This is a genomic window from Mycobacterium vicinigordonae (assembly GCF_013466425.1).
In the GTDB taxonomy this organism is placed as follows: Bacteria; Actinomycetota; Actinomycetes; order Mycobacteriales; family Mycobacteriaceae; genus Mycobacterium; species Mycobacterium vicinigordonae.
Genome location: NZ_CP059165.1, coordinates 3,414,854 through 3,440,798 on the forward strand (window position 1 = coordinate 3,414,854; position 25,945 = coordinate 3,440,798).

Annotated in this window: 29 protein-coding genes; 10 read left to right on the forward strand and 19 right to left on the reverse strand. The window is 64.2% G+C overall.

The annotated features are described in order from the left end of the window. Positions 1-103: 103 nt before the first annotated feature. Together H0P51_RS15445 and H0P51_RS15450 are read right to left on the reverse strand one after the other, a co-directional pair. On the reverse strand, positions 104-580 hold the full coding sequence (locus H0P51_RS15445; protein WP_180913690.1) for a hypothetical protein: 477 nt from the start codon (positions 578-580) through the stop codon (positions 104-106). Positions 581-608: 28 nt separating this feature from the next. Continuing rightward, positions 609-1,091: an SgcJ/EcaC family oxidoreductase gene (locus tag H0P51_RS15450; RefSeq protein ID WP_180913691.1), complete on the reverse strand. Its 483-nt coding sequence runs from the start codon at positions 1,089-1,091 to the stop codon at positions 609-611. 96 nt (positions 1,092-1,187) lie between these two features. Here H0P51_RS15450 and H0P51_RS15455 point away from each other — a divergent pair, with 96 nt between their 5' ends. After that, complete coding sequence (locus H0P51_RS15455; RefSeq protein ID WP_180913692.1) at positions 1,188-1,820, forward strand: TetR/AcrR family transcriptional regulator; 633 nt, start codon at positions 1,188-1,190, stop codon at positions 1,818-1,820. Beyond that, the gene (locus tag H0P51_RS15460; RefSeq protein ID WP_180913693.1) at positions 1,813-2,718 is read left to right on the forward strand and encodes an NAD-dependent epimerase/dehydratase family protein; all 906 of its coding nucleotides are present in this window, start codon (positions 1,813-1,815) and stop codon (positions 2,716-2,718) included. The genes H0P51_RS15455 and H0P51_RS15460 overlap by 8 nt, the downstream gene beginning before the upstream one ends. Before the next feature lie 91 nt (positions 2,719-2,809). On the opposite strand, the gene H0P51_RS15465 is transcribed toward H0P51_RS15460, so the two are convergent. Next, the gene (locus H0P51_RS15465) at positions 2,810-3,628 is read right to left on the reverse strand and encodes a hypothetical protein (protein ID WP_180913694.1); all 819 of its coding nucleotides are present in this window, start codon (positions 3,626-3,628) and stop codon (positions 2,810-2,812) included. Positions 3,629-3,753: 125 nt separating this feature from the next. Continuing rightward, on the reverse strand, positions 3,754-4,134 hold the full coding sequence (locus H0P51_RS28560) for a hypothetical protein (protein ID WP_246397984.1): 381 nt from the start codon (positions 4,132-4,134) through the stop codon (positions 3,754-3,756). Between the two features lie 196 nt (positions 4,135-4,330). Here H0P51_RS28560 and H0P51_RS15475 point away from each other — a divergent pair, with 196 nt between their 5' ends. Beyond that, positions 4,331-4,978, forward strand: a complete 648-nt coding sequence (locus H0P51_RS15475) for a response regulator transcription factor (RefSeq protein WP_180913695.1) — start codon at positions 4,331-4,333, stop codon at positions 4,976-4,978. A 15-nt stretch (positions 4,979-4,993) separates the two neighbouring features. Here H0P51_RS15475 and H0P51_RS15480 read toward each other — a convergent pair whose 3' ends face one another. Both H0P51_RS15480 and H0P51_RS15485 read right to left on the reverse strand, forming a co-directional pair. After that, on the reverse strand, positions 4,994-6,181 hold the full coding sequence (locus H0P51_RS15480; protein WP_180913696.1) for a sensor histidine kinase: 1,188 nt from the start codon (positions 6,179-6,181) through the stop codon (positions 4,994-4,996). Between the two features lie 90 nt (positions 6,182-6,271). After that, positions 6,272-7,186 carry a haloalkane dehalogenase gene (locus H0P51_RS15485; RefSeq protein ID WP_180913697.1) on the reverse strand — a complete coding sequence of 305 codons (915 nt, stop codon included), beginning with the start codon at positions 7,184-7,186 and terminating at the stop codon, positions 6,272-6,274. Positions 7,187-7,269: 83 nt separating this feature from the next. Here H0P51_RS15485 and H0P51_RS15490 point away from each other — a divergent pair, with 83 nt between their 5' ends. Further along, complete coding sequence (locus H0P51_RS15490) at positions 7,270-7,872, forward strand: TetR/AcrR family transcriptional regulator (protein WP_180913698.1); 603 nt, start codon at positions 7,270-7,272, stop codon at positions 7,870-7,872. On the opposite strand, the gene H0P51_RS15495 is transcribed toward H0P51_RS15490, so the two are convergent. Further along, a complete protein-coding gene (locus H0P51_RS15495; RefSeq protein WP_180913699.1) occupies positions 7,865-8,875 on the reverse strand; it encodes an NADP-dependent oxidoreductase in 1,011 nt (336 codons plus the stop codon). The genes H0P51_RS15490 and H0P51_RS15495 overlap by 8 nt on opposite strands. A 284-nt stretch (positions 8,876-9,159) precedes the next feature. On the opposite strand from H0P51_RS15495, the gene H0P51_RS15500 reads away from it, so the two are divergent. Beyond that, positions 9,160-9,345, forward strand: coding sequence for a hypothetical protein (locus tag H0P51_RS15500; protein WP_180913700.1), 186 nt, complete (start codon positions 9,160-9,162; stop codon positions 9,343-9,345). Positions 9,346-9,599: 254 nt separating this feature from the next. On the opposite strand, the gene H0P51_RS15505 is transcribed toward H0P51_RS15500, so the two are convergent. The 5 genes from H0P51_RS15505 to H0P51_RS15525 form a co-directional block, all read right to left on the reverse strand. Continuing rightward, a complete protein-coding gene (locus H0P51_RS15505; protein ID WP_180913701.1) occupies positions 9,600-10,418 on the reverse strand; it encodes a glycoside hydrolase family 16 protein in 819 nt (272 codons plus the stop codon). Positions 10,419-10,481: 63 nt separating this feature from the next. Next, positions 10,482-11,684: a PPE family protein gene (locus H0P51_RS15510; RefSeq protein WP_180913702.1), complete on the reverse strand. Its 1,203-nt coding sequence runs from the start codon at positions 11,682-11,684 to the stop codon at positions 10,482-10,484. 62 nt (positions 11,685-11,746) lie between these two features. Beyond that, on the reverse strand, positions 11,747-12,937 hold the full coding sequence (locus H0P51_RS15515; RefSeq protein ID WP_180913703.1) for a PPE family protein: 1,191 nt from the start codon (positions 12,935-12,937) through the stop codon (positions 11,747-11,749). Between the two features lie 42 nt (positions 12,938-12,979). Then, positions 12,980-13,279 carry a PE family protein gene (locus tag H0P51_RS15520; RefSeq protein ID WP_180913704.1) on the reverse strand — a complete coding sequence of 100 codons (300 nt, stop codon included), beginning with the start codon at positions 13,277-13,279 and terminating at the stop codon, positions 12,980-12,982. A 1,035-nt stretch (positions 13,280-14,314) separates the two neighbouring features. Next, on the reverse strand, positions 14,315-14,968 hold the full coding sequence (locus tag H0P51_RS15525; RefSeq protein WP_425489055.1) for a cutinase family protein: 654 nt from the start codon (positions 14,966-14,968) through the stop codon (positions 14,315-14,317). 165 nt (positions 14,969-15,133) lie between these two features. Between H0P51_RS15525 and H0P51_RS15530 the strand changes: the two genes are divergently transcribed. Beyond that, positions 15,134-15,934, forward strand: a complete 801-nt coding sequence (locus H0P51_RS15530) for a DUF1906 domain-containing protein (RefSeq protein WP_425488863.1) — start codon at positions 15,134-15,136, stop codon at positions 15,932-15,934. A gap of 75 nt (positions 15,935-16,009) precedes the next feature. On the opposite strand, the gene katG is transcribed toward H0P51_RS15530, so the two are convergent. From katG to H0P51_RS15550, 4 genes are all read right to left on the reverse strand, one after another. Further along, entirely contained in the window at positions 16,010-18,226 is a 2,217-nt protein-coding gene (gene katG / locus H0P51_RS15535; RefSeq protein ID WP_180913706.1) for a catalase/peroxidase HPI, read from the reverse strand. Positions 18,227-18,274: 48 nt separating this feature from the next. Continuing rightward, complete coding sequence (locus tag H0P51_RS15540; RefSeq protein ID WP_180913707.1) at positions 18,275-18,712, reverse strand: Fur family transcriptional regulator; 438 nt, start codon at positions 18,710-18,712, stop codon at positions 18,275-18,277. Positions 18,713-18,789: 77 nt separating this feature from the next. After that, positions 18,790-19,266: an SRPBCC family protein gene (locus tag H0P51_RS15545; protein WP_180913708.1), complete on the reverse strand. Its 477-nt coding sequence runs from the start codon at positions 19,264-19,266 to the stop codon at positions 18,790-18,792. Beyond that, the gene (locus H0P51_RS15550; RefSeq protein ID WP_180913709.1) at positions 19,263-19,976 is read right to left on the reverse strand and encodes a DUF899 domain-containing protein; all 714 of its coding nucleotides are present in this window, start codon (positions 19,974-19,976) and stop codon (positions 19,263-19,265) included. The genes H0P51_RS15545 and H0P51_RS15550 overlap by 4 nt, the downstream gene beginning before the upstream one ends. A gap of 158 nt (positions 19,977-20,134) precedes the next feature. Between H0P51_RS15550 and H0P51_RS15555 the strand changes: the two genes are divergently transcribed. Both H0P51_RS15555 and H0P51_RS15560 read left to right on the forward strand, forming a co-directional pair. Further along, positions 20,135-20,413, forward strand: a complete 279-nt coding sequence (locus tag H0P51_RS15555) for a hypothetical protein (protein WP_180913710.1) — start codon at positions 20,135-20,137, stop codon at positions 20,411-20,413. 130 nt (positions 20,414-20,543) lie between these two features. Beyond that, positions 20,544-21,200, forward strand: coding sequence for a class I SAM-dependent methyltransferase (locus tag H0P51_RS15560; RefSeq protein ID WP_180913711.1), 657 nt, complete (start codon positions 20,544-20,546; stop codon positions 21,198-21,200). 14 nt (positions 21,201-21,214) lie between these two features. Here H0P51_RS15560 and mmpH read toward each other — a convergent pair whose 3' ends face one another. The 3 genes from mmpH to manT are packed head-to-tail and all read right to left on the reverse strand — an operon-like array spanning position 21,215 to position 24,286. After that, positions 21,215-22,258 (reverse strand): MMP endo-(1,4)-3-O-methyl-alpha-D-mannosidase, encoded by a 1,044-nt coding sequence (mmpH, locus tag H0P51_RS15565; RefSeq protein WP_425489056.1) that lies wholly within the window; start codon positions 22,256-22,258, stop codon positions 21,215-21,217. A gap of 19 nt (positions 22,259-22,277) precedes the next feature. Continuing rightward, positions 22,278-23,036, reverse strand: coding sequence for a class I SAM-dependent methyltransferase (locus tag H0P51_RS15570; RefSeq protein WP_180913713.1), 759 nt, complete (start codon positions 23,034-23,036; stop codon positions 22,278-22,280). Next, positions 23,030-24,286, reverse strand: coding sequence for an MMP alpha-(1->4)-mannosyltransferase (gene manT, locus H0P51_RS15575; protein WP_180913714.1), 1,257 nt, complete (start codon positions 24,284-24,286; stop codon positions 23,030-23,032). The genes H0P51_RS15570 and manT overlap by 7 nt, the downstream gene beginning before the upstream one ends. Before the next feature lie 397 nt (positions 24,287-24,683). Here manT and H0P51_RS15580 point away from each other — a divergent pair, with 397 nt between their 5' ends. Continuing rightward, positions 24,684-25,493 (forward strand): 1-acyl-sn-glycerol-3-phosphate acyltransferase, encoded by an 810-nt coding sequence (locus H0P51_RS15580; protein WP_180913715.1) that lies wholly within the window; start codon positions 24,684-24,686, stop codon positions 25,491-25,493. 1 nt (position 25,494) lies between these two features. Continuing rightward, positions 25,495-25,929, forward strand: coding sequence for a hypothetical protein (locus H0P51_RS15585; protein WP_180913716.1), 435 nt, complete (start codon positions 25,495-25,497; stop codon positions 25,927-25,929). Positions 25,930-25,945 lie beyond the last annotated feature (16 nt).

The following is a 25,945-nucleotide window of genomic DNA, read 5'->3' on the forward strand; positions in this document are numbered from 1 at the left end:
GGGTGACACACGCGATCCGACTCAGCCTCGGTGCTCTCACAAGCCGGCCAACCAGCTTCGATGGCGCTCCTGGGCCGGTCAGCGCGGTGCCGGCGAAGGGGACCTACCACATGGGGTGAGCAGAATGCGCAAAAGTCGCCAGGGCGCCCGCTGCCACAACGAGGAATACCAACAGGTCCGTCCAGGTGGCTACGTTCTCGTCACGGTTCTTTCCTCGCCTAGCGACGTGGCGCAGACCGGCCAGGCCGAGATAGACGGCGCCCGCGGACGCCCCCAGCGGCCACCAGCGACCAGCGAAGGCGCTGAACATCGCGACGAGTCCCATACTCAGGTTGGCATAGCCGAGTTCGTGTACCACCAATTCGGCGCCCGGATCGTTGACGCCGAGGATGCCTTGGGCGGTGCGAGTCGGATTCACCAGCTGGCTGACACCCGCGACGAATAGCCGAGTACCCACGCCCCAGAATGCCCAGCAGAGGCCGAACACGATCGCGGGGTTGCCGCCCGAAATGGCTAGGTCGATGCCACCGGAGACCGCTGGAAGAATCAGGGTCTGCAGCAGTACCACAATGATATACATTGCGCTGCTTTACTTTTCGACTCGTTCGCTACGAGTGGTTGACATAGCTGCGATCCGGGCGCACATCCATGAACATCTCGGCTACAATCCGCCATGCGCCGTCGGCCTGCCGGGACACCACCCGGATGGAGTGGTTGTCCCGCAGAGTGATCGCTCCGCCGCCGAGCAAGGACTGACCGGCGATCTGCAAGTGGGCGTGTACGAGCACGTCGTCGGCGCCGAGGCGCCGCAACGAGCACACCGGGCCAGCAACCAGCTGCCCGTCAGTGAAATTCTGGTCGGCAAAGAGTCCGCGCAGATATTCAACGATCTGCGCACCGCCCTTCTTTGTGCTGCCGAAGGCGTTGATCCAGTCGGCGTCCACGCAATAGACGTCGTCCAGGAGGTCGGCGTCGCGTAGCGCGAACCCTCGGAAAAGCCGTTCGAGGGTCGCCCTGATTTTGGGACGGTCAGACTCGTGCATTTGCACGAGTCCGGAAATGGCGATGATGCCCTCGCTTTCGTCGACCATTGCGGCCCTCCTTAAACTAACAAGCGTTTGCTTATCCAAGTAAGCTAACATGTGTTAGATTTAAGACGCAAGCACGGAAAGGTGGGCCTCGACAACGTGGCGGAAGTAGCACGCGCCCGGAACCAGCGCGGCCAGGGCGACCGACTGCGCGATGAGATAATCACTGCTGCAACAGTTCTCATCGATGAAGCAACCGATCCCGCGTCGGTGACGCTGCGGGGGATCGCACGCCGGGCGGGCATCAGCGCCCCGTCGATATATCCGCACTTCCAGGATCTGGCCGCCATCCTCGATGCCGTCCTGGAGCGCAGCTTTGCCGACCTCGACGGCGTGGTGGCCACGGCGATGTCTGCCCCAGCAGCAGCGGATGCGCGATTGGTCGCTGGGTGTCTGGCCTACGTGCGTTACGGCTGGGAGCATCGGTCCCGGTACCGATTCATGATCGCGGGAACCGGATTCGCGCCCGGCGCCGGCGCCACCTTCGCACGGATCGAAGCTGCAGTGCAGGCATGCGTCGAAGCGGGGCTGTCGACAAGCGCAGATCCGCACTCCGACGCCTTCCTCCTGTGGGTAAGCATGCATGGCATGGCGACGCTGGAAAAGCCCGACCGCCGCGAGCTTCGCCGGCTGGGCCCGCTGGATCGGGTCGCCCTGACCGAGCAGCTAGCACGGCGCGTGGCAGGGCTGCCTACGGTTGCGGCGCGTCATTTACCATCAGCCCATGCATGATTCGAAGATCCTCATCACCGGAGCAACCGGTCAGGTCGCGACGCCGATCGCCCTGGCCATGGCGCCGGATAACGAGGTATGGGGCATCGCCCGGTTCACCGACGCGGCCGCCCGCGCCGGACTGGAGCAGGGGGGCGTCCGGTGTGAGACGGTCAATCTGGCCGCCGGGGACTTCAGCGGTCTGCCGTCCGACTTCGATTATGTGCTCAACCTCGCGGTAGCCAAGAGCGGCCGATGGGATAAGGATCTGGGCGCCAACGCGGACTCGGTCGGACTACTGATGGCGCACTGCCGTACTGCGAAGGCGTTTCTGCACTGCTCATCTGCGGCCGTCTACGACCCGCCTGACGAGGAAGTGCGCACCGAGCGTGCCGCCTTGGGCGACAACCACAAACCCCTGTTCCCCACTTACTCGATCTCCAAGATCGCCGGCGAGGCCGTCGCTCGAACGACGGCGCGTGTCCTGGGGGTGCCCACCACGATCGCCCGTCTCAACGTGCCATACGGCGACAATGGGGGATGGCCGTTCTACCACATGGAGATGATCCTGGGCGGCGTTCCGATCCCGGTTCCACCCGGCGAGCCGGCCCGATACAACCCCATCCACCAAGACGACATCATCGCGAGCATCCCGAAATTGCTTGCGGTGGCTTCGGTTCCCGCAACGACGGTGAACTGGGCCGGCGACCAAATCGTCAGCATCCAGGAGTGGTGCCACTTTCTCGGCACCCTGGTCGGCCGAGAGCCGGTGTTCATCGAGAGCGAGCAAGCATTACGCGGCAATCCCGTCGACGTGACCCGGCTGCGGGAACTGATCGGTTCCAGCAGCAGCGTCGACTGGCGGGATGGCCTGCGGCGGCTAGCCGCCAAATCTCACCCAGAGCTGGTGCACTCGTAACTGACTTCGACTGGATGGCTCAGCGCGGCAACACTATTCGCGTCCAATTCCGCGGCAACGCGGTGGCCCGTTGCGTAACGCGCACCCGCGCTCATCGATAGATCGAGGCAACCCAGGGTTGCGTGCAGAACCGATCCTGCGCGGTGGCCGGGTCAATTCCGGCGGCCCGCAGCGCCGCCTCGCGCTGAACACGAGCACCGGCCGGATAATCATCCTCGCTGAGGGCGCACAGCACCTCTCCGTTGTGCACCCAGCGCCGCTGCGTGTCGTCAGGCGCCGCCGCGGCTTGGGTGTCGAGTACAGCCACGGTGGTCAGTTTGTCGTCGACCCAGCGGTACAGCGTCACGGTCCCGGATACCGCACTGGAGTGGGAGTAGTTGCCGAAGAACCCCTCAGCCGACACGAAAAAGCGGCGGAAACCGAATAGTTCGCCGGCGCGGACGAACCGCGGTGGTTGGCCGGTGAGTCGCCATACGGCCATCGGTTCGCCACCGGTGCCACCGCGACCCGTCACCACCAGCAACACCGGCGTACCGCTGTTGTCGATGTCTTGCAGCAGCGGCGCAACGGCGGTTTCGCCGATCTCGTCGGTGGGCTCGCTGAACTGCTGGACCACCGCGCCTTTGGCGCTGTTGTCGCGCAGACTGAATGACCAGGCGGGGTCGCTCGAGACTTCGAGCGTCATACCCTTGATCGACAGCACGCAGCGCACATGCTGGTCTTCCAGCGCACCGAGACCAATCTTGACGTTCGCGCAATCAACCAGACTCGGTTGTGCAGTAATCGAACTCGCTGTCGATGAGACGCTCTGTGCGCTACGGTTCGAACTGCCGCAGCCGCCGATGGTGAGCGCTGATGCAGCGGTGAGCACCGTAAGGACGGCACTGCGGGCGATCCGGACAAGCAGCATCCGGCGAGCCTAACCGAGCCCATAGTGGGTGCTCACTCGAACATATGCCCACGCTAGACCACGACCGACGAGACCCGCTAAACCGGTTGGCGCGCAGATGGTTTTCCGATCACCGCTGCGATGGGTCAGGGAGTGCCAACACAACCGCTCACGCTGACGCGACGACCGACGTCGACGCACGCGGTGACATTTCCGGCCGGACCCTGCGGCGGTTCGGCGGATTCCGCTGCGGGAGCATACTGTTCGACAGTGCCGGCGACGTCGCTGCAACCTTCGATCGAGACGTGGACTCCGTCGACGCTGCCGCATGCGTCAGCGCGGGCTTCTGCCGGCGCCGCGAGCGCCAGTGTTGACGCCGCCCCTGCCATGGCCAGAACCAAGACCACCGAACGCTTCGATCCCCGCCGGTGAGCCGATTTGTGCATCTCGCTGGTGCCGCCAGTGTTCCCCGAGGTCATCTTGATGCCTTTCGAGTAAATCGATGCCGAGCCGGAATGCTCACTCACCACTGTGCTCCGACGAAGCCGGGGAATCCTTCCTGCAATGGACCGATTCGGCGGACGAACTTTCGCTCGTCCGATCGGGGGAGATCGGGCCGGCTCGAACGGCCGCGCTTCGTTGCCGCGGCCCACGTTGCGGGCGACAATGGGAACGCCCGTCCGCCGGCCGGGCAAAATTGTGTCGCGAGCCTTGGAGTAGTCAATGGTCAACCCCCCCGACCGCGTCAGAGTCGTCGTCGCCGACGATCACCCGGTGACGCGCCAGGGTGTGGTGCGCGCGCTGAAGTCGAGCGGGCGTGTGGAGGTCGTGGCCGAAGTCGCCGACGGTCGTGCGGCCCTGGAAGCAATCCGCAAACTGCACCCATCAGTCGCATTGCTGGACTACAAGATGCCGAAGCTGGACGGTCTGGAAGTGACTCACGCCGTCAGCCGTGACGGCCTGCCCACCCGGGTGGTGCTGCTCAGCGCCTTCGATGACAGCTCGGTCGTGTACAAGGCACTCGCCGAGGGCGCATCAGGGTACCTGACCAAGGAGTCGGACAGCGACGAGATCATCTCCGCGGTTATAAAGTGCGCCGGCGGCGGCACGTACCTGCCCAGCGAGGTGGCCGGGGGACTTGTTGACGAGGTCAAACACCGGGCCAAAGGCTCGGCGACCTTGCTGACCGAGCGCGAAGGTCAGGTGGTGACGATGATGGCCGACGGATTGTCGGTTCCGCAGATCGCGTCGCAGCTGCACCTGTCGCCGAGCACTGTCAAGACCCACGTGCAGAACTTGTACGAGAAGCTCGGAGTATCCGACCGGGGTGCCGCCGTCGCCGAGGCGATGCGCCGGCGGTTGGTTGATTGACCGCGGCCGAACCTGTCAGCCGCGTAGCGGCACCTCGACGCGCAGACGGGCGCCTGTGGGGTCGTCGATGATGCGCAGCGTGCCACCCGCCGCCTCGACACGAGCCCGCTGCGAGGCCAAGCCGATATGCCCTTCGGACAGCCGTCGTATGACCGTGGCACCGGTGATCCCGACCCCGTTGTCCACAACGTCGATTCGGGCGACGCCGTCGGCGGCGGCCAGGTGCACCGATGCCGTATCGGCGCCGGAATGGCGGACCACGTTGGACAACAACTCCCGGATCGCTCCGAACAAGATCGGGTCGATCGCGTCCGTGCCGGGATAATCGCAGTCGGTCGTGATCGCGATGCCCGAGCGTTCTTGCGTTACCGCGGCGAGTTTCTTTACGGCAGCGGCCAACCCGACCTGATCGAGAACCGCCGGGTGCAGTTCGAAAGTCGCCGCCCGCAACTGGCGGGAGGCATCGTGCAGGCTCGCCAACGCGTGCTGCAACGGCGCCTCGGGCGCAACCTTTAGATAGTCGGCGACGTCACGACGCGCCGCGAGAACATCTTGTAGCGGGCCGTCGTGGATCGCTTCGGAGATCTGTCTGCGCTCGGCCTCCGACGTGGTCATCGTCTCGGCCAGCAATTCTTCCCGGGACGTGGTGAGTCGAACCATGTCGTCGATATTTCGCAGCCGAAATATCACTACCAACAGCGCTGTGCCACAGACGAACGCGTACAGCAGCACGATCAGTACGATGCCCGTGGGGCCGAGCCGCGGCGTAATCACGTCATCTTGCAGAACCGACGCGGTAAAGATAATCATGCTGCCGCCCAGTACCACGGCGGCACGCCGCAAGGACAATTCGACAGCGACCAGCCGGGGCAGTAACGCCATCACCAGCAGCGGCATGTATCCCCCGGGGGAAAGCAGCTTGAAACCGAATACCGCCACTACATCGACCAGCGCGAAAGCCAAGATTGCGTCGTCGTTGTCGAAAACCTTGCTCCGGCCCGAAAACGCCAACACCAGCGCCAAACCGGTGCTCACCGCGTAGATACCGAGCAGGGCGGCTTGCGCGGGCCACCGAACGGGGTCGGTCCGCTGCAGCATGGCGCCGAGCATGATCACCACGACCCCGACGCGTAGCAGCGAGCCGCCCTGGAGTGAACGCAGCCGCTGCCTGCGGAGTACCTGTCCGACTTCGGTGCTGCTCATGTGCTCCTGCAACGGGTCGCTGAAGTGGTCGCCTGTTAGATCGGAGCTATTGTCACGTAGAGCTTCTCGCGGTACAACGTTGGCGACCACTCACTGATTGGCGGACTGGGCGCCGACGAGCTGCGCGAGCAGGATCTCGGCGAGCTGCTCACCGCGATCTTCCTGCAGGAAATGGGCGGCGCCCTCGATACGCACCTGCTCGCCCGCGGTCGGGATGAGATCGCAGAAGAGTTGTCCCGACTTGGGGTAGGGGAACACCGGATCGCTGTCCGAGAAGGCCACTAGCGCAGGCTTATTCCACCGGGAGAGCTCGTCGGTGACGGCCTGCATCTGCGCGGCGCCGACCGCGTCTTCGGTGATCGGGACCAGCAGCGGGAACTGCGCGGCGCCCGCCTTGGACTCGGCTGTGGGGAAGGGCGCGTCGTAGGCGGCGACGACATCCTCACATAGTTGCGTAGTGGTTGCGCTCTGCACGACAAATCCCACCGGCAGATCAGGATTTTTCTCGGCGAAGTCGCGCCAGGCCATGAATCCTTTGGAGACCCTGCCGGTGAATAGGCCGGTGTTCATTACCATCAGCGCGTCGACGCGGTCTGCGTTGTCCACGGCCCAGCGCAACCCGATCGGACCGCCCCAGTCCTGGACCACCACGGTTGCATGCTGTAGACCAAGGGAGCCAAGCACTTTCGTCACGAACTGGGTGTGCCGATCGAAGGTATACCAGCGCCGATCGGTGGGCTTGTCGGAGCGCCCGAAGCCGACGAGATCGGGCACGATCACCCGGTGCCCGGCCGCGACCAGCGGCGGCAGCATCTTTCGATAGAGAAAGGCCCAGCTCGGCTCGCCGTGAAAACACACGATCGGCACGCCGTCACGAGGGCCCTCGTCGAGATAATGCATGCGCAACCCGTCGACATCGTGATAGTTCGGTGCGAAGTCATACCCCGGCAGTTTCTCGAACCGAGCGTCGGGAGTGCGGAAAACCTCCGGGGGCGCTGGACTCATTGCTGTGATCTCCGTTCTGTCGCCGGTGAGCCGTAACCTAGCGAATAGTTGACCGACCAGTCAACTATTAATACACTGCGGCCATGCCACGAACCTCGGACGCACGCGATCGGATCGTGTCGACGGCGGCTCGATTGTTCCTGCAACGCAGCTACCACGATGTCGGTGTCGAAGAACTGTGTACGGCGGCCGATGTCCGCAAAGGCAGCTTTTACCACTACTTTTCGTCCAAAGCGGATCTGGCGAAAGCGGTGGTCGACCTGCATATGCGGGTCTTCGAGACACGCTTGGCCGGTGCGCAGTGCACAACACCGGCCGAACGATTGCTGGCGATCCCGGACGCGATCGGCGACATCCAATCGGCGCTGCACACGCAGTTCGGCCGATTCGTCGGCTGCCCGTTCGGGAACCTCGCTGCCGAACTGTCGACCACCGACGAAGACGTGCGCACCTACCTCGCCGAGCGGTTAGCGGGGCTGGAAAATGGACTAGCGCAAGTTTGCCGCGATGCCGCCGATGCCAACGTGCTGCGCGACGAGGTCGACCCGGACCGCCTCGCCCATGCGCTGCTCGCCCACTATCAAGGCCTCATCCTGCTCGCCAAGCTGCACGGTTCAACCGCTTCCGACCTGGCGCCCGCGCTGCACGAGTTCCTCGACGGGCACCTGGTCCGCGGTATTAGGTGATCTTCACCATCAGCTTGCCGACGTTCTTCCCGTCGAACAGCATGTTGATCGCCGTCGGCAATTGGTCGAAGCCTTCGACGACGGTCTCCAACGGGGTCAGCTTGCCTTCGGCGATCAAACCGGCGATCTCGCTGATCGCGTCGGGGGCACGGCCGAAGTGATCCAACACAATGAAGCCCTGCACTGTCGCGCGCTGAATGAGCAGATTGCCGAAGGCACGCGGCCCCGGCGGCGGGTCGGCTTCGTTGTAGCCGGAGATCAGTCCACACAGCGCCACCCGCGCACCGATGTTCAGTCGCGCAAAGATGGCGTCCATGATGATGCCGCCGACGTTCTCGAAGTCGACGTCGATGCCGTTAGGCGTGGCCGCGACCAGCTGGGCGTGCCAGTCATCGGCCTTGTGGTCGACGGCGGCGTCGAATCCGAGCTGTTCGGTGAGCAGCGCGCACTTATCCGGACCGCCGGCGATACCGACCACCCGGGCTCCATCGGCCTTGGCGAGCTGGCCGGCCACCGACCCGACCGCTCCGGCGGCTGCCGATACCACCACCGTCTCACCGGGCTTCGGTTTTCCTATGTCCCGGATACCGATCCACGCCGTGAGTCCGGTCATTCCGAGCGCACCCATGTATGCGCTGGGCGATACCCCTTCGGCGACGTCAACCGGCATCAGCGGCATCGAGTCGGAGGCAACGACGTACTCCTGCCAGCCAACGAGCCCCTGCACGGTCTTACCCACCGGGTAGTTCGCATTCTTCGAGGCGATGACCTGGCCGATTCCGCCAGCCCGCATCACCTCGCCGATCCCCACCGGCGGCAGGTAGGTCGGCACGTCGGTGATCCACATGCGGTTGGTCGGGTCCAGCGAAATCCAGTCGACGCGAACCAACGCCTCGCCTTCTGCGATCTGAGGAATCGGTTCCTCGCTGAGCTTGAAGGTGGTGGGCCCGATCCGCCCGGTGGGGCGTTCGTGGAGGAGAAAGCGGCGATTCTGGTCAGCCATGAGCGAACCGTACTCCTGCGCATCGTCGAGTCCGATACGCACCCGAACCGCCACCGGACCGACTTGTCACCGCCCGGTGCTACAACCAACCCCATGATGGATCAACCCGTGATTGGACAGGACACCCGAAATTGTGATGCAGATAACTAGCCGATTGCGGTTTCACGGCAAATTCTCATGTTCAGACACGGTTAGGTCACAGTTTTGCTGGGCATCCTTACCTAGCGGACTTCGATACCTCCTGGTATTGGTTCCGCATCCCGAGACGAGAGGAGCTGATAATCGTGGCGAATCCATCTGGGGCGAAGGTCATCGATCTCCAATCGCACCCGCTGTGGGCTGCAGCTCAGCGTCGTGAACGCCAACTCGACGAGTCAATGCGCCGTCATCCGGCGTTTATCGGCCGACAGCGCGGACTCACATCGGGGCCAGCCGCGCAGGTTTACCGCACCGCCGACGCGCCAGCCTGAGCTTTTCTCCGTTGCCGACGGATTTAGACCGCGGGTGACCCCCACCGACACCGAGCCCCTCTATCTGGCCTTATCGCAGCACCTCAGATTTGCTGAGAATATTTCGCCGCTAACCCCACGATTCAGAATCGGAAATCGTGGGGATGGCTTTATTCCCCCCGCCCGTGGTCTGCGGGCAATTTCCACGCACGTTCGCCAGCATCGGATACCTCACCCTGCGCTGCAGTATGTCCACCCGAAATGCTCTGCTCTGGCTACCAGACGCGTACGTAATCGACGAGCATCTGCGCAGGGTAGGTGCCCGGCCCGGGGTCGCCTCCGCCGGAGCCGGCGACGGCGAGATTGAGAATCGGAAAGACCTGGTAGCCGGGATTGTTGAAGGGCCAGTCCGGCAACGAGTTGGCCGCGACTGTGAAGTACGGCTGTGCCCCGTCGGCGTAGTCCTGCCAGAACCGCATACCGATTTCGTCCCATTGGACTCGCCAGGTGTGCCAGGCGCTATCCAGGGCGATGTTGTGGGTCTTCCATTCCGAACCGTTGGCTTTGGCGTGCACGGTGGTCGCCGACGGCCACTTGCCGTTTCCGTACCACTCAATGATGTCGATTTCGCCCTGCGCGTCGCTGGACAGCCAAAACGCCGGCCAAGCTCCCGGGGTCAGACAGTCGAATTTGATGCGGGCTTCCCAGGTGTGGCCGATGCCGCCCTGCCAGGGGCTGAACACCTTGCCGCCGTAATAGGTGTTGCCGTCCTTGGCCGCTCTGATCACCAGGTTGGAGTTGCCGTCGATGAACACGTTCTGTCGATCATCGCGGTACTGACCAACATGCTCGGGCAGCTCCCAATACGTCGGGTCCTTGATCGTTTCGCGAGCTTTGGACACCGTCCACTTAGACGGGTCAGGCGCCGACCCGGCCGGGCCGTCGAACTCGTCGTGGAAAATGTAAGAACCCGACGCCCCGCTGGGCGCGGCCTGCGCGGTCGGCATTTTGGACGAGGAAAGCCCGGCCAGCGCAGCCGAGCCTGTCAAGAGGCCCGTCATCAGCAGCATGCGGCGGCGATCTAGTTCGGGCATTAGCAAGGCACCCTAGCAGCCAAACCAGGCCGCATGCATACCGTTAGCCGCGGCTGCGTCCACTTAGCCCGCCGCCGGCGGCCTGGTCATGAAGGTGAGCCGGAAGCCGTAAGACGGAGTTTTGCGGCCGTTGCCGGCATTGATGAACTGACCGAAAGGCGGCGCGACAGGGGTGTTGCCGGTCGCTGCAGCGGCTTCGACGGCGGCCGGCAGGGCAGTGGTGTTAGATGCGGCTGTCACTCCGGCGGGTCCGGTTGCCCCGGTCAGGGTTGTAGTCCAGCTGGCTGGCACCGACAGCCCGCCGAGCGGAATGGCCCTGCCCACGCCGGCCGCGACGCTGCCGACTTTTGTCGCGGCGCCGGTAGCGGCCGCTCCCGCGGCCTGAGCCGCTCCTTTTGCCGCCTCCGCCGCCGGAGTGACACCACCGAAAACATTCACGATGGCCGACATACCGGAAGCCTCGTTGGAGAAGGCCAGCAACCCGGTTTCGAACGCGGCGATTGTGCTGACGTAGGGGGAGATGTACTTGGAGTAAAGCGGAACTATGTCGTCCAGCGGGGTGTTTGCCACGATCCACTGGTCGATCGCGGGGCCTTGACCATTCAGCGGCGAGGACAGCGTCTGCAGCACCTCGCCGATGCGGGGAGCCAATTGCGAACCTACGTTGTTCAGTTGCGCCTGAACCGCCTGACCCGCGCCCTTGAACACCGCGATCGCTTGGTCCAGCGCCGATGCGGGGTCGGCGACTTCGGCGGGTTCGGGCAACTCGTTGAGTTGGGTTGCCGCCGCTGCGCTGCCCGCGTAGTTGTACATCGCGGCGGCGTCTTGGGCCCAGAACTCGGCGTAGACGGCCTCGGTCGCGGCGATCGCGGGGGTGTTCTGCCCCAGAAAGTTGGTCGCGATCAACGCCGCTAACAGTGCACGGTTAGCCGCGATCACCGGTGGCGGCACACTACTTGCGAATGCCGTCTCGTATGCGCCGGCGGCCGCGTAGGACTGACTGGCAGCCAGAGCGGCCTCATCACCACTGCTTTCCAGCCAGGCAATGAACGGCGTCACCGCCGAGACCAGCGCCTTTGAGGCTGGGCCAAGCCACGGGCCGCCCGTCAACTCAGTGATCACCGACCGATGTCCTGCCGCCGCGGCGTGCAGGTCAGCCGACAACCCACTCCATGCGGACGCGGCGGCCAGCAGTGGCCCAGCCCCCGGACCGGTATAGATGCGCCCGGAGTTGATCTCGGGCGGCAGCAGGCCATAATCGACCATCGCTCGTTAACCCCTCCTGCGTGCGGCCGCGTCGTGCGCAGCCGATGCGATGATCCGGCCAGTTACCCGGCGGCCGGCGGCTTGGCCATAACCGAGGGCTTGAACCCATAGGTCGGCTGGTTGCGGCCATAACCGCCGTTGACGAACTGCCCGAATGGCGGAGCCATCGGAAAGTTGTTGCCTTCAGCAGCAGCGGGAATCGCCGACGCCACCCCCGGGCTGGTGGTGGCGTGCCACGGCACCCAGCCGGCCGGCGCCGACAACCCACCTATCGGAATGGCCTTGCCCAGACCCGCCGCCACGCCCCCGAGGTTGGCCGCCGCGCCCGTCGCGGCCTGCCCGGCGCCTGAGGCCGCCGCCCCCGCCGCCGAGGCCGCACCTTCGGCCGCCTTCGCTGCCGCCGCTGCGGGCTTGGCCAGATTAGCGAGCGCGGAAATACCACTGCTGTTCTGCCCGAACGTCTGCGTCACCTGCAGCGTCGCCGCGATCGAATTCATGTACGGCGATATGTACTTGCTGTAGAGCGGGACGATGTCATCGAACGGCGTGTTGGCCGCGATCCACGCATCGATCGCGGGTCCCTGGCCGTTCAGCGGCGAGGACAACGTCTTGATGACGTCGCTGAACCGCGGCGCGACCTGTGCACCCACGTTGTTGAGTTGCGTCTGCACCGCCTGACCCTGGGCCTTGAACACGGCAATCGCCTGGTCGGCCAAACCGGCCGGATCCGCCACCTCCGCCGGAGCCGACAACTCCGATACCTGAGTCGCCGCCGCCGAGCTGCTCGCGTAGGTGTACATCGCCTGCGAATCCTGAGCCCAGAACTCCGCGTACTGGGCTTCGAGTGTCGAAATCGCCGAACTGTTTTGACCCAGGATGTTCGTGGCTACCAGCTGGGCCAGCTGCGCCCGATTCGCCGCGATCAAGGCCGGTGGCACGCTGGCCGCAAACGCTCGCTCATATGCACTCGCGGCCGCACCTGCCTGAGTCGCCGCCTCGGCAGCCTGCTCGGCACTGTTGGACAGCCACGTAATGAACGGTGATACAGCCGAAACCAGCTGCGCCGAGGCCGGGCCCAACCACGGTCCCGAGGTCAGGCTCTCGATCACCGAACGATGCCCTGAAGCCGCAGCCTGAAAATCCGCGGCCAAACCACTCCACGCCGTGGCCGCCGTCACCAACGACGCCGCACCCGGCCCGGCGTAGATCCGCGCTGAGTTCAGCTCAGGCGGCAACAACCCGTAGTCCACCACTGCAATGACTCCCTAAATAATCTGACTAGCGCCTGGACCCGCTCAGCCCGCCGATGCGGCGTTGGCCGCTTCGGTGGCTGCGTACGAACCGCCGCTGGTCGCCAGCGTCGCAGCCAACGTCGCCTGAATCCTGGATGCTTGAGCACTCAACTCCTGGAAGCGCTGACCGTGCGTGGCGAACTGCGCCGCGGTGAGAAGCGACACCTCATCAGCAGCTGCCGGAACCACGCTGGTAATCGGCCCCGCCGCGGCGGCACTGCCGACATTCAAAGCCGCTCCCAGCGACTGCAAGTTGCTGGCCGCGGCCGCCAAGTGCTCCGGATAGGTGCGCACGAAAGACATGTAATTCCTCCAACGGGCCTTGAAAAAATCGATGCGACACGTCCATGTGTTGCCGTTATTTCGACACGCTATTGACTCAGTACCGATTCGCTCAACGCGCCCGGGCAGCACAAACACCCTGATCTTGATGTTTCGGCAATAATCCCGTTGATTTTTAGTCACATTAACCTCATAGATTACTTACAGCCTTCTTGCAGGATGTGAGCGACGATGCGTCACCTTCGGCGCGCACCGGCCCGCCCGGGGTCTGCGCACTGCGGGCACAGGCCCCACACCCACGCGGTCGCCCGCCGCCAGTGCCTCTGCGAATTCACCCGTCTTGCTTGTGTTCCTGTCCGAGCCCAGGGGATGGTTGCACTAGGCGGTAGAGCAGCAGTGAAAGACAGGGCGGCGCTTGCAGCCGAAGCGTCGGGTCTGCGCCAATGCGGCGTCGGACGACCCGCCGGTACTTTCCGAACTGCCGCACCGCCGGCCATGATGTGCCGTCGCCTCGTTCCTTCAAAGGGGATTGTGGACGCAGGAAAATTGCAAATTGACCTGCAAGACTTTCACTCAGCGTGAATGTTTTGAATTCACTAAGTTTCAACGCGACGACGGCTATCCACGTTATTCTCGTGATGATTTTTTTATCCGTTGCCCCGTGTCACCGGTCATGTTAGCTGGGTGGCACGCGGCGGCCGTCCCGCTCGGCTTTGTTGGCCGATGCGTAGCTGCGGTGTGACTCTGCTGCGACCGCGACCAAGGACGCTTGATCCTCATGACGGCGCTTCTGGTCGCTTTCGCGCTGGTGACCGCTTTGGGCACTGGCTATCAATTTGGCCGCCACGCGGGCAACCGACCGTTTCCACGGCGCGGCCGGGTGCCATGGCGCAAACGCACCAGCCGTGTCGCCGTGGGCCGAGCAGCTGCGAGCTTAGCGATACTGGTCATTGCGCGCCGAATCGTGGCTAGCGGCACGGCTCAGCGTGGGCTGCCTGCGTGGGCTATCAGCGGCGCCCTAGGACGGCCAGGTCGACGCAGATAGCGCGCGCCTGCTCACAGCTTGCCCGCGACGAAATCAGCGGCCTGATTGGCCATGCCGTCCTTGACATAGGCACTGGCCAGGTGCTGCGGCCAGTTCTCTTTCCAGGTGTTCGGGTCGGCGGGATTGCAGATCGGGTCAGCGCCGTGGCACAGCTCGATGGTCCGGTCGTTATAGAGCGGATTGAAGTTGGTGATCGGCCCCACCCACTGACTTCCGTTGCCGAACAATGCGACTGCAGCGATGTGCTGATCAGAACCATCCGGCAGCGGGCTGTCGAATCCGAACGCGCTCATCGGTACCGCGAGAACCACGTCGGTGACGGCCGCACCAAGTGAGTAACCGCCGAGGACCAGGCGAGTGTTCGGGCAGTTGTTGACCATGTACTGAATGTGGCGGCTCATGTCGTTGGCCCCGACGTCGACCTCGGTGTCTGCGGGGTACTTCACGGCGTATGTGCCCATGCTGCGGCCGCCGATCTTCGAGCTCAGCGCATTGATGAACGCGTTGCCCAGAACCCCGGTCCCCGGCGATTCCAACCGACCTCGGGCAAAAACCACCTCCACGTCAGGACAGTTCGCGGCGCCGGCCGGCGCTGCTGCACCGGGTGTGCCGGCCGGTGGCACGACAGCGGCACACCACAACGCCGTCACAATCGCGGCGACCAAAACGCTGAGATCGGTGAATTTATGCACGTTCAGTGGAGGCACAGCAAGATCGTAACGACAGACCACTGCGGTGTGCAGAGGAAATCAGACGGCTCAGCCGGGCCCTGCCGAGCGGCTATAACCGAAGCAGACCTGCTCCCGGTGTGGCTTTGTTACCATCGCGCGATGCCGGCTGAACCACCAGGTAAACGCGGGATGCGTTCTCTCACGCGGCGCGCGGCCCTCAAATCCGCCATTCAATATGCCTCGGTGCCGGTCGCGCTCGGCCTAGGGGCTTTTGCCGCGTCGGGCGGTGCACCGAAGGCGTCGGCCGCCGGTGGTCAACTGATCGATTTCGCCGAGCGCAGAGTCCCGCCAGAAGAGATCAAGGCGGCCGGTTACGACGGAGTGGTGAACTACGTATCCACGGAGCGCCCCGGCGCACACTTCGAGGCGAAGCCCATCACCCGCGCATACGCCGACTCGCTGCGCGCCGCCGGTCTGCACATCGTGAGCAACTTCCAGTACGGCAAGCCGGGTTGGCCCGACTCTCCCTCGGACTACACCCGTGGATACGACGGCGGTGTCTCGGATGCCCAAACCGCGCAGAATCTGCACGCGGCCGCCGGTGGACCGCCGTCCGCGCCCATCTTCTTCAGCGTCGACGAAGACATCGACGCTGATACCTGGAACTCCGTTGCGCTGCAATGGTTTCGCGGCATCAATTCGGTATTGGGAGTAGGTCGCTCCGGCATTTACGGCAGCTACCAGGTTTGCGGCTGGGCCATCAGAGACGGCGTCATCGGCAATTCGTCCACCCCCGGCCACCGCTGGGCATGGCAAACGATTGGGTGGTCACACGGGCAGCGCGAGGCCGCCGCGGTCCTGTACCAAAGGGTGCTCGACGGCCCGGTCCTAGGTGGCATCCGGGTTGATGTGGACGACATCCTGGCATCCGACTACGGGCAATGGGACTTGAATCGCTGAACGACCCCGGCGTAAAAGGCACGGCGCCCCGAGAGCGATGGCTCGCGGGGCGCCGCACTGCATTGAACGGTTTCGCTACTTGATGTCGAAGCGGTCGTTGTTCATCACCTTGGCCCAGGCCGCGACGAAGTCGTCGACGAACTTGCCGTGGTTGTCGTCCTGCGCGTAGACCTCAACGAGCGCGCGCAGCACTGAATTCGAGCCGAACACAAGGTCATTGGCGGTCGCGGTCCACTTGAGGTCCCCGGTGCTGCGGTCGCGACCCTCGTAGACGTTCTCCGCAGATTCCGACGGCTTCCACTCGGTGCCCATGTCGAGCAGATTGACAAAGAAGTCGTTGCTCAACACGCCCACCCGGTCGGTGAAGACGCCGTGCTTGCTGCCGCCGTGGTTAGCCCCGAGAGCCCGCAGCCCGCCGAGCAGCACCGTGAGTTCCGGCCCGGTCACACCCAACAGGTAGGCCCGCTCCAGCAGCAACTGCTCAAGGGGTGCCTTCTCGCCGGAACGGAAATAGTTGCGGAACCCGTCGGCGCGCGGTTCGAGCACGGCGAACGAGTCCACGTCGGTGTTCTCCTGCGTGGCGTCGGTACGACCGGGCGCGAAAGGCACAGTCACCTGGTGACCAGCATCCTTGGCCGCCTTTTCCACCGCGGCGGACCCCGCCAACACAATGAGATCGGCCAACGAGATCTTCTTGCCCCCGGACGCTGAGCCGTTGAAGTCCCGCTGAATCTGCTCCAGAACGGACAACACCTTGTCCAGCTCTGCCGGCTCATTGACTTCCCAACTCCGTTGCGGCTCCAGACGGATCCGGGCGCCGTTGGCACCGCCGCGCTTGTCGGTGTTGCGGTAGCTTCCCGCCGCTGACCAAGCCGCTTTCACCAATTGCGGGACCGATAGGCCGGCGTCGAGCACCTTGCTCTTCAGCGCGGCCACGTCGTTGTCGTCGACCAGTTCGTGGTCGACTGCCGGCACCGGGTCCTGCCAGAGTTGCGGTTCGGCAACCCACGGTCCGAGGTAGCGGGTGATCGGACCCAGGTCGCGGTGCAACAGCTTGTACCACGCCTTGGCGAAGGCCTCAGACAGCTCGTCGGGATTCTTGAGCCAGCGTGAAGTGATCTCGCGGTAGATCGGGTCCTCGCGCAACGAGACGTCGGTGACCAGCATTGTCGGGGCACGGCCCGGCCCACCGAACGGGTCGGGGATGGTGCCGGCCCCGGCACCGTCCTTGGCGGTGTACTGCCAGGCCCCCGCAGGACTCTTGGTCAGCTCCCACTCGTAGCCGTACAGGGTCTCGAGGAAGCTGTTGTCCCACTTGGTCGGAGTTGGCGTCCACACCACTTCCAGGCCACTGGTGATGGCGTCCTTGCCTACTCCGCTGCCATAGGAACTCTTCCACCCGAGCCCTTGCTGCTCGATCGGGGCCGCCTCCGGTTCCGGCCCGACGAGATCGGCATCGCCGGCCCCGTGGGTCTTGCCGAAGCTGTGGCCCCCCACAATGAGCGCCGCGGTCTCCTCGTCGTTCATCGCCATCCGGCCGAACGTTTCGCGGATGTCGTGCGCTGCGGCGACCGGGTCCGGCTTGCCTTCGGGCCCTTCGGGATTGACGTAGATCAGACCCATGGTGGTCGCGCCGTAGGGCTGTGCGAGATCCCGACTACCGGAGTAGCGCTTGTTGGTGCCCAGCCACTCGTCCTCCTCGCCGAACAAGACCTCCTCGGGCTCCCAGACGTCGGGGCGGCCGAACCCGAACCCGAATGTCTTGAATCCCATCGACTCCAGCGCCACGTTGCCGGCGAACACCAGCAGGTCGGCCCAGGAGATCTTGTTGCCGTACTTCTTCTTGACGGGCCATAGCAGCCGGCGCGCTTTGTCCAGGCTGGCGTTGTCCGGCCAGCTGTTGAGCGGAGCGAACCGCTGCAGCCCCTGACCGCCGCCGCCGCGACCGTCGTAGATCCGGTAGGTACCGGCCGCGTGCCAGCTCATTCGGATGAAAAAGCCGCCGTAGTGCCCGTAGTCGGCTGGCCACCAATCCTGCGAGGTGGTCATCACCGACACCAGGTCGGCTTTGAGCGCTTCGACGTCGAGCTTGGCGAACTCCGCGGCGTAGTCGAAATCGTCACCTAGGGGGTTGGCCTGCGGCGAGTGCGGATGCAACCTCGACACGTCAACCTGGTCGGGCCACCAGTCCTGATTCGTCAGCGGCGCGTGGGACTTCGGTTGGGGCGACGAGATCGCCGGGTTCTCACTTTCGCTGGCGCTGGCCGTTTTCTCGGCTGTCTCGGATGACACAACATTCCTTCCGGGGGTTGGTGAAACGGGCTGCGATCACGGATGTGATCAGGAATCAACACTGGAACAGTCGGGGCACAGGCCCCAATAGATGACTTCGGCCTCGTCGAGAACGAAGCCATCCAAGACGTTGTCATCCGCCGGCGTCAGGCACGGGGCCTCACCCACCGCGCAGTCGATATCGGCGATGACTCCACAGGAACGGCACACCACGTGATGATGGTTGTCGCCGACGCGGGATTCGTAGCGCGCCACCAGCCCCGAGGGCTGAATCCGCCGGACCAGGCCAGCAGCCGTCAAGGCGCCGAGGACGTCGTACACGGCTTGCCGGGAGACGTCAGTCAGGCCCCGCCGGACCGCTGAGAAGATCGTGTCGGTGTCGGCGTGCGGATTGTCCTGCACCGCCTCCAGCACGGCGAGTCGGGGTCGCGTCACCCGAAGATCCGCCATTCGCAACCGCTCGGCGTAATCCGGAGCTGAGGACACACGGCCCATATTTCGCGCTCATCTGGAATCAGTCAAGAGTCTGTCGGGTCCCGATTAGGCGGGCCGTCCGGCCGCCGTCAGCTGGTGACCGCCCGCTCCAAGGACGCCAGCGAGGCGTCGAGGTAGTCGGCCGCAAAGGGCGGCATTCCGCCGATTTCGTCGCGAAACTCCTGCGGTGTTGCCGACCAGTCGTACGTGAGGCGGACCTCCGTTCCATCGCCGTCGGGCGCGAGATCGTAGCGCCAGAACCAGCCACCGGCCCGGTGGTTGCCGGCGTCGTCGAGTTGACCGGTCATCCAGGCGATCGCGGACTCTCGTTCGTACACGGTGACCAGGTTGTGCGAGACGTAATCAGCATCAACGTCCGGCCGGTCGAAATGCATGTTCATGGCAAACAGCTGCCCGTTGCCGGTAATGAGTTTGCTGTCCACCGCATCGCGTACCCAGTCGCCCGGCTCGGTGCTGTGGTGTCGGGCCGGATCGGACAACACGGCAAAGATCTCCGCTGGGGACGCGGCGATGGTGCGGGTGGCGACAAAGCGGTCGACGCTCATTGGGTTGCTCCCGTAACGGATCCGTATGCGCGGGCGATGTCGGGGGAGTCCAGCCAGCCGGAGTAGGTGGGTCGCGACGGCCATCCATCGGGCGAATCCTGCCAATCCTCCTGACGACCCCAAGGCAGGAGGTCGATCAGGCCAAACGAGTGGCTGAGCTGCTCGGTGCCACGACCATTGGTGTGCCAGGTGCGGTACACGGTGTCGCCGTCACGCAGGAAGACGTTGACGGCGAATCCGCCACCGGGTGGCGCATCCATATCGGAGGCGAACGTGCTGTCCGCCGAGGAATACCACTGCATCTGGTTGCCTACCTTGCGCTTGTAGGCAAGCGCCTCGTCGATGTCCCCGGTGGTGACGATCACGAAGCGGGCGTCGTAGGCATCCAGGAACTCCAACCGGGTGAACTGTGAGGTGAAGCCCGTGCAACCGCCGCATTGCCACTCAGCACCCGGTGTCCACATGTGGTGATAGGTGATGAGCTGCGAGCGGCCATCGAACACATCGAGCAGGCGCACGGGGCCATCAGCGCCGACCAGTGCGTAAGGCGGCAGAGCGACCATCGGCAGCCGTCTGCGCTGGGCCGCGATCGCATCCAGCTCGCGGGTCGCAGCCTTCTCACGGGCGCGCAACTCGTCGAGTTGAAGACGCCAGGTCCGGTGATCGACGACGGGCGGTAATGCTTGGGCCGGAGGGTGCGATTGTGGCATGGATCCACCTCTGATTCTGGGTCTTGTGTCGATGTCTCCGTTCTCGACGGTAGGACCCGTCCAGGCGCCAAAACTCATCGCGATGGCCCCTCGAGCGTTTGGAAAATCCCGCCCGGGTGTACTAGTTAGCTAACACTCCGACTGCAGAAGGGCCACCGATGAAGCGCATTGCACCAGCCTTGATTGTCATACTCACGCTGATGTTCAGTGCCTGTTCGCCGTCGAAGATCATCAACACCGGCGGCGACACCAAGTGCAAGGACTTCGTCACGCAGGACGAGAAGAAGCAAACCGAAGAAGTCACCAAGATGCTCAAGGACGCCAGCGGCACCGAGCCGGAGTCCATCAAGGTCACCGCTACCCGCGCCTCGACGCAGACGTGGTGCCAGACGCTGGGCAAGCCCGACAGCAAGATCTCGGAGGCTCCGCACCTCTGAGTGAGCGAGCCGGCTAGCTGATCCCGACCGGACTGCTGTCCAGCTAATCCGGCCGTGCCAGATCCCAGCAAGTTTTGACAAGGCGCCACCGGGTGATGAACGCCGTCGGCGCAGCGGTTAAGTTCAGTTGATGAGCGATGACGACGCGAGCCGGCGGTTGTTCGCACTCGCCGAGCAGGTGTCCGGTTTCATGCCCGCAGACGAGGGTCGCGCACTCTATGACGCGGCGTTGCACTATCTCGACGGAGGCAGCGGTGTCGAGATCGGCACCTATTGTGGCAAGTCCACGCTGTTGCTAGGGGCGGCGGCGCTGCATACCGCGAGTGTGCTGTACACGATCGACCATCACCACGGGTCGGAAGAGCACCAGGCAGGCTGGGAGTACCACGACGCCTCCCTGGTCGACGAGGTTACCGGGCTGTTCGACACGCTGCCAACCTTCCGCCGGACCATGGACGCCGCCGGACTCGACGAGCACGTGGTGGCTGTGGTGGGCAAATCGCCAGTCGTCGCGCGGGGGTGGCGCTCGCCGCTGCAATTTCTGTTCATCGACGGCGGGCACACCGAGGCCGCGGCAGACCGCGACTTCGACGGTTGGGCGAAGTGGGTGGCCGTCGGCGGGGCGCTGGCCATCCACGACGTGTTTCCCGATCCCAGCGACGGCGGCCGGGCACCATACCAAATCTATTGCCGTGCTTTAGCTTCCGGAAAATTCAAGGAAGTCAGTGCGGTGGGTTCGCTTCGGTTGCTCGAACGCACCGGCGGCGAAGTCGGCGAGAAGGTCTGAGGACAGCGAGGCGGCTAGCGGCCGGGCCCGGCCGCTACGCACTCGCAGTCGAAGTCGGTCTGCAGGCCCCGCGGTAACGCGTCGCCACGGAAGATTCCGCCACCCGGTGTGGTGTCGGACAGCGCGTCGGCAGCCAGGATCATCGCCGCGCCGGTCCAGGTGGTGCGCTCCTCGGGCCACCGCTTTCCGTCCGCGAACACCAAACCCGTCCAGTAGGAGCCGTCGGCTTCACGCAGGTGTTGCATCGCGCCGAATTGTCGATGCGCGGCGGAGCGATGACCGATGGCGTCCAGCGCGAGAACCAGTTCGCATGTTTCGGCACCAGTAACCCAGGGCCGGTCCAGCACACACCGAATGCCCAAGCCACCCACCACGAATTCGTCCCACCGCTGCTTAATGCGTGCGGCGGCATCCGGGCCTCGCAGCGCGCTGCCGAGAATGGGGTAGTACCAGTCCATCGAGTAGCGGTCCTTCTCGGTGAACGCGTCGGGATGCGCGACCAGTGCGTGACCCAGTCGACCAACGGCCAGTTCCCATTCCGGTTGCGGCTCCCCGATAAACGCGGCCAGCGCAAGCGCACACCGGATGCTGTGGAAGATGCTCGAGCAACCGGTCAGCAGCGCCTCCGGAACGGGACCGGCTTCGCTTCGGGCCCAACAGATCTCGCCGTAACCGACTTGGAGGTCTATGACGAAGTCGATGGCCTTCTGCACGACTGGCCACATATGGGCGGCGAACTTCTCGTCCCCGGTGATCAGCACGTGGTGCCAAACGCCGGTGGCGATGTAGGCGCAGAAGTTGCTGTCGCTATTGGCGTCTTCCACGATGCCCGAGCGAATCTGGAGAGGCCAGGAACCGTCGGCGCGCTGGGTACGCCGGCACCATTCGAACGCGGCCCGGGCCTGCTCCAGCAAGCCAGCCGCGGTGAGCGCCATCGCGTTCTCCACGTGATCCCAGGGATCGGTGTGGCCGCCTGCGAACCAGGGGATAGCCCCCGACGGCTCCTGCGCGGCGGCGATGGCCGCGGCGGTCTGTCGGCACTGCTTCGGCGTGAGAATGCCGGGCACCGCCGGCGCATCATCCCAACGCAACTGAACACCCTTGTTCTGCTTGACTTTCCGTGGGTCGCGGCTTGATGAAGTACATCGCGACACTCTTGCCTACCAGCGGATTGAGCACCGTCTCCGCCAGCTGGGTAATCTTAGGCCGTTGCATCAGGTCCCAGACCAGCAGTTTGTGGTAGGCGGTGACCGCGGGATGGCCGGTATTGGCCACGCCGACAGCGCATTTGAGCCACCAGAACGGAGAATGCAGCGCGTGCGCATGGTGCGTGTGCGTCAATTCCAGTCCACTGCCGAGGATCTTGTCCCGCAGCGCACTGGCCCGGTAGATGCGCACATGTCCGCCCTCATTGCTGTGGTACTCCTCGGACAGCAGCCAGCAGACTTGCTCGGGAAGCCACCGCGGCACGCTGACCGCCAGTGTGCCGCCGACTTTGAGGACCCGGATCAACTCGGCGATGGCGGCGTCGTCTTCGGGTATGTGCTCCAAGATTTCCGACGCGATCACGCAATCAAACGTCTCGTCGGCGTACGGCAGGTTGAGCGCGTCTCCACGAACCACCTTCGCGGCAGCGTTTTCGGGGGCCTCGCCGTTCTCGGCCATCGCGTGCAGAATCGAATCCACGGATCGCAGGTCGTCTTCATTCTGGTCGAATGCAACCACGTCGGCGCCGCGCCGATACGCTTCGAACGCATGCCTTCCGGCCCCACAGCCCACGTCGATGACCTTGGTGACCGGGCCAATTCCCAGGCGATCGAAGTCGATCGTCAGCACGGCGTGGCGCCTTCGATATTGCCCACGCGGGCGATAGCCCGCTCGTAGACCCGAACAGTCTGAGCGGCCACTGCCTCCCAGCTGAAGACGCTCACCGCGCGTTGCCTGCCCGCCTTACCCATCCTGCGCCGTGTTTCCGGTGAGTCGAGTAGCCTGCCCAACGCGTTAGTAAGCGCGTCGACGTCGGCGGGCGCAACCAATTCCGCGCAGGCGCCGCCGGTGCCGAGGACCTCGGGCAGCGCACCCACCCGGGAGGCCACGATCGGGGTACCGCTCGCCATTGCCTCCACCGCGGGCAGCGAAAATCCCTCGTAGAGAGAGGGAATACAGGCTACCTCCGCGGAGGCGAACAACGCGGCAAGGTCGGCATCGGACAATCCGCTGGCGATGTGGACAATGTCAGAGATACCAAGTTCGGCAATGAGTTTGTGGGTGGGCCCGTTCGGTTCAACCCGAGCGACCAGTCGCAACTCAAGGTCCCGGTTCACGCGCAACTTCGCTATCGCGTGCAGCAATGTGCTGACACCCTTCAGCGGCGTGTCGGCGCTCGCAATGGCCATCACCCGGCCTGGTTGCCGGGGCAACGAAACAGGTTGGAACAGCTCGGTATTTACACCTAATGGCACCACGTGCAGTTGATCCGGAGACACTCCGAAATCAGAGACGATGTCCTGGGCGGACGACGACGAAACGGTCAACAGGTCGGGGATCTTTGCGGCCACCTGCTTCTGCATGGCGGCAAAGCCATACCAGCGGTGCACCAACGGTTTCCGCCACCACTTCGCGGCCGCGAGGTCGAGCAGCCGATCGCGGGTGATGGGGTGGTGCACGGTGGCCACCACCGGCATACCGGTGCCGGCGACAGCGAGCAGACCGGTGCCCAAGCTTTGGTTGTCGTGGACCACATCGAAATCTCCGGCCCGTTCGGCCAGAATCCGGGCCACTCGCAACGTGAATGTGCGTGGCTCCGGGAAACCCGCCGTCCACATCGTGGCGAGCTCGAGCAGGTCGATCGAGTCCCGAATCTCGCTCGGCCGCGGCACCCGGAAGGGATCGGGCTCGCGGTACAGATCCAGGCTCGGCACTTTGGTCAGGCGCACCCGAGGATCGAGCAACTCGGGATACGGCTGACCGGAGAACACCTCGACGTGGTGACCCAGATCCACCAGACCACGGCTCAGATGCCGCACATAGACACCCTGCCCGCCGCAGTGATCCTTACTCCGGTAGGACAACAGAGCAATACGCATAGTCAACCCTTTACCGCCAACGACCCACCGGGAAGGGCACCAATCCCATTGCGGTCAACGAACCCGAGAACGGCGCGACAGCAAACTGGACATGTGTCCAGATCATAGTTCGATCAGCTAAACAGCGCAAACGCGCCCCCGGAAATACACCCCAACGACAGGATGGACGCGTGCGGAATACGTACCGGTGCCCTGCGATTCACCGACGGCGAACATCCTGCACCGCATCTGCTCATCCCCCAACGTCGAGCACCCCACCGGATCAAACCGATGGCCCTAAGCTACGACACCGCCCGCGAGCGCGAGCGGACACCTTGCCGGTGCCGATAGGACGCGATGCGCCCCGATCCGGCAGTGATAGCTCTAAAGGCAGTCGAATCGGTTTAGTCTCATCGAGATGACCCGGCCACGCCTCCCGAAGGAACTTCGCCACCGCGATCCGGAGTTCATCCGTGCCATCCTGCCCCCGTTATGGCTGGCCGCGACGGTATGGTTCCGGGCCGAAGTCAACGGTTTCGAGAAGGTGCCCGACGAGCCGGTGTTGTTTGTGTGCAATCACAGTGGTGGCGGCGCCACCCCGGACACCTTCATCTTTCTGCTCGCCTACAACACCTACTTCACCGTCGAAGGCCGCCCCCTCTACGCGCTGGCACACGACACCATCACCGCCGCCCCTTTCGTCGGCGGACTGACTCGCAAGCTGGGCGTCGTTCCGGCCGCGCATTCCTTCGCCGAACGCGTTTTCGCATCCGACGGCTCGGCTCTGGTGTACCCGGGGGGCGATGTCGAGGCCCTGCGTCCATGGCGGGACCGGAACAAGATCATCTTCTCCGGCCGCAAGGGATACCTGCGGCTCGCTCACGAGAGCAAGGTCAAGATCGTGCCGGTGGTAGCCACCGGTGGTCACGACACCTTGATTGTGCTGAACGACGGTCGACGCACCGCGCAGCTGCTGCGTCTGGACAAACTGGCCAGGGTGAAAAGCATGCCGATGACCCTCAGCATCCCCTGGGGCCTGTCGCCGTTGCCGCTGCCGCACTTTCCACTACCGGCGAAGATCCGCATGCAGGTACTCGATCCAATCGACGTACGCGCCCGGTTCGGGGACGAACCGGATTGGGACCGCGCGGCGGCCTACGTCACCAGCGTCATGCAGGTCGGGCTGTCGAAGCTGGCCAGCAAGACCATCGTTCCCCTGGTCCGGTGACATGACACAAACAGTCAGCGTCACCCGCGACATCGACTGCCCGTTCGCGGAGATCGGCCGTTTCGTCACCGATCCGCACAGCCTGTTTCCTCAGGTCTCGATCTTCAGCCGATGCAAATTCGTCACGTCCCGCGACGACGGCGAGCTGTGGGACGTCTACCTCGACAGCGGCACTATCCAACTCGGCGGACGAGTGCTCATCGCAACGCCAACCGGCAGCCTGCTGAAATGGCGGTCGGTGCAGGGGACCCGCCACTCCTTCTCGGCGTTGGCCGAAGCGCATGGAGAACGCAGCCGACTCACCCTGACACTGACATTCACCACCACCGGACTCGGAGTCGCCCGGCTCAGCGAATGGCTGGGGCGCGGGTTGGTCACCCGGAATCTGGAGGCCGCGGCCGAAGAGATACGCCACCACCTCGAGTTCGAGAGGTAACGACACTCGAGCACGA

Bases quoted from the DNA above. Each gene is read 5' to 3' on its own strand.
- H0P51_RS15510 (WP_180913702.1), bottom strand. From the start codon at position 11,684: ATGGTCGATTATGGCCTGCTGCCGCCCGAGATCAACTCCGGGCGCATC.
- H0P51_RS15460 (WP_180913693.1), top strand. From the start codon at position 1,813: ATGCATGATTCGAAGATCCTCATCACCGGAGCAACCGGTCAGGTCGCG.
- H0P51_RS15560 (WP_180913711.1), top strand. From the start codon at position 20,544: ATGAGCGATGACGACGCGAGCCGGCGGTTGTTCGCACTCGCCGAGCAG.
- H0P51_RS15495 (WP_180913699.1), bottom strand. From the start codon at position 8,875: ATGGCTGACCAGAATCGCCGCTTTCTCCTCCACGAACGCCCCACCGGG.
- H0P51_RS15545 (WP_180913708.1), bottom strand. From the start codon at position 19,266: ATGAGCGTCGACCGCTTTGTCGCCACCCGCACCATCGCCGCGTCCCCA.
- H0P51_RS15505 (WP_180913701.1), bottom strand. From the start codon at position 10,418: ATGCCCGAACTAGATCGCCGCCGCATGCTGCTGATGACGGGCCTCTTG.
- H0P51_RS15480 (WP_180913696.1), bottom strand. From the start codon at position 6,181: ATGAGCAGCACCGAAGTCGGACAGGTACTCCGCAGGCAGCGGCTGCGT.
- H0P51_RS15490 (WP_180913698.1), top strand. From the start codon at position 7,270: ATGCCACGAACCTCGGACGCACGCGATCGGATCGTGTCGACGGCGGCT.
- H0P51_RS15450 (WP_180913691.1), bottom strand. From the start codon at position 1,091: ATGGTCGACGAAAGCGAGGGCATCATCGCCATTTCCGGACTCGTGCAA.
- H0P51_RS15580 (WP_180913715.1), top strand. From the start codon at position 24,684: ATGACCCGGCCACGCCTCCCGAAGGAACTTCGCCACCGCGATCCGGAG.
- H0P51_RS15465 (WP_180913694.1), bottom strand. From the start codon at position 3,628: ATGCTGCTTGTCCGGATCGCCCGCAGTGCCGTCCTTACGGTGCTCACC.
- manT (WP_180913714.1), bottom strand. From the start codon at position 24,286: ATGCGTATTGCTCTGTTGTCCTACCGGAGTAAGGATCACTGCGGCGGG.
- H0P51_RS15550 (WP_180913709.1), bottom strand. From the start codon at position 19,976: ATGCCACAATCGCACCCTCCGGCCCAAGCATTACCGCCCGTCGTCGAT.
- H0P51_RS15445 (WP_180913690.1), bottom strand. From the start codon at position 580: ATGTATATCATTGTGGTACTGCTGCAGACCCTGATTCTTCCAGCGGTC.
- H0P51_RS15520 (WP_180913704.1), bottom strand. From the start codon at position 13,279: ATGTCTTTCGTGCGCACCTATCCGGAGCACTTGGCGGCCGCGGCCAGC.
- H0P51_RS15485 (WP_180913697.1), bottom strand. From the start codon at position 7,186: ATGAGTCCAGCGCCCCCGGAGGTTTTCCGCACTCCCGACGCTCGGTTC.
- H0P51_RS15585 (WP_180913716.1), top strand. From the start codon at position 25,495: ATGACACAAACAGTCAGCGTCACCCGCGACATCGACTGCCCGTTCGCG.
- H0P51_RS15475 (WP_180913695.1), top strand. From the start codon at position 4,331: ATGGTCAACCCCCCCGACCGCGTCAGAGTCGTCGTCGCCGACGATCAC.
- H0P51_RS15555 (WP_180913710.1), top strand. From the start codon at position 20,135: ATGAAGCGCATTGCACCAGCCTTGATTGTCATACTCACGCTGATGTTC.
- H0P51_RS15530 (WP_425488863.1), top strand. From the start codon at position 15,134: ATGCCGGCTGAACCACCAGGTAAACGCGGGATGCGTTCTCTCACGCGG.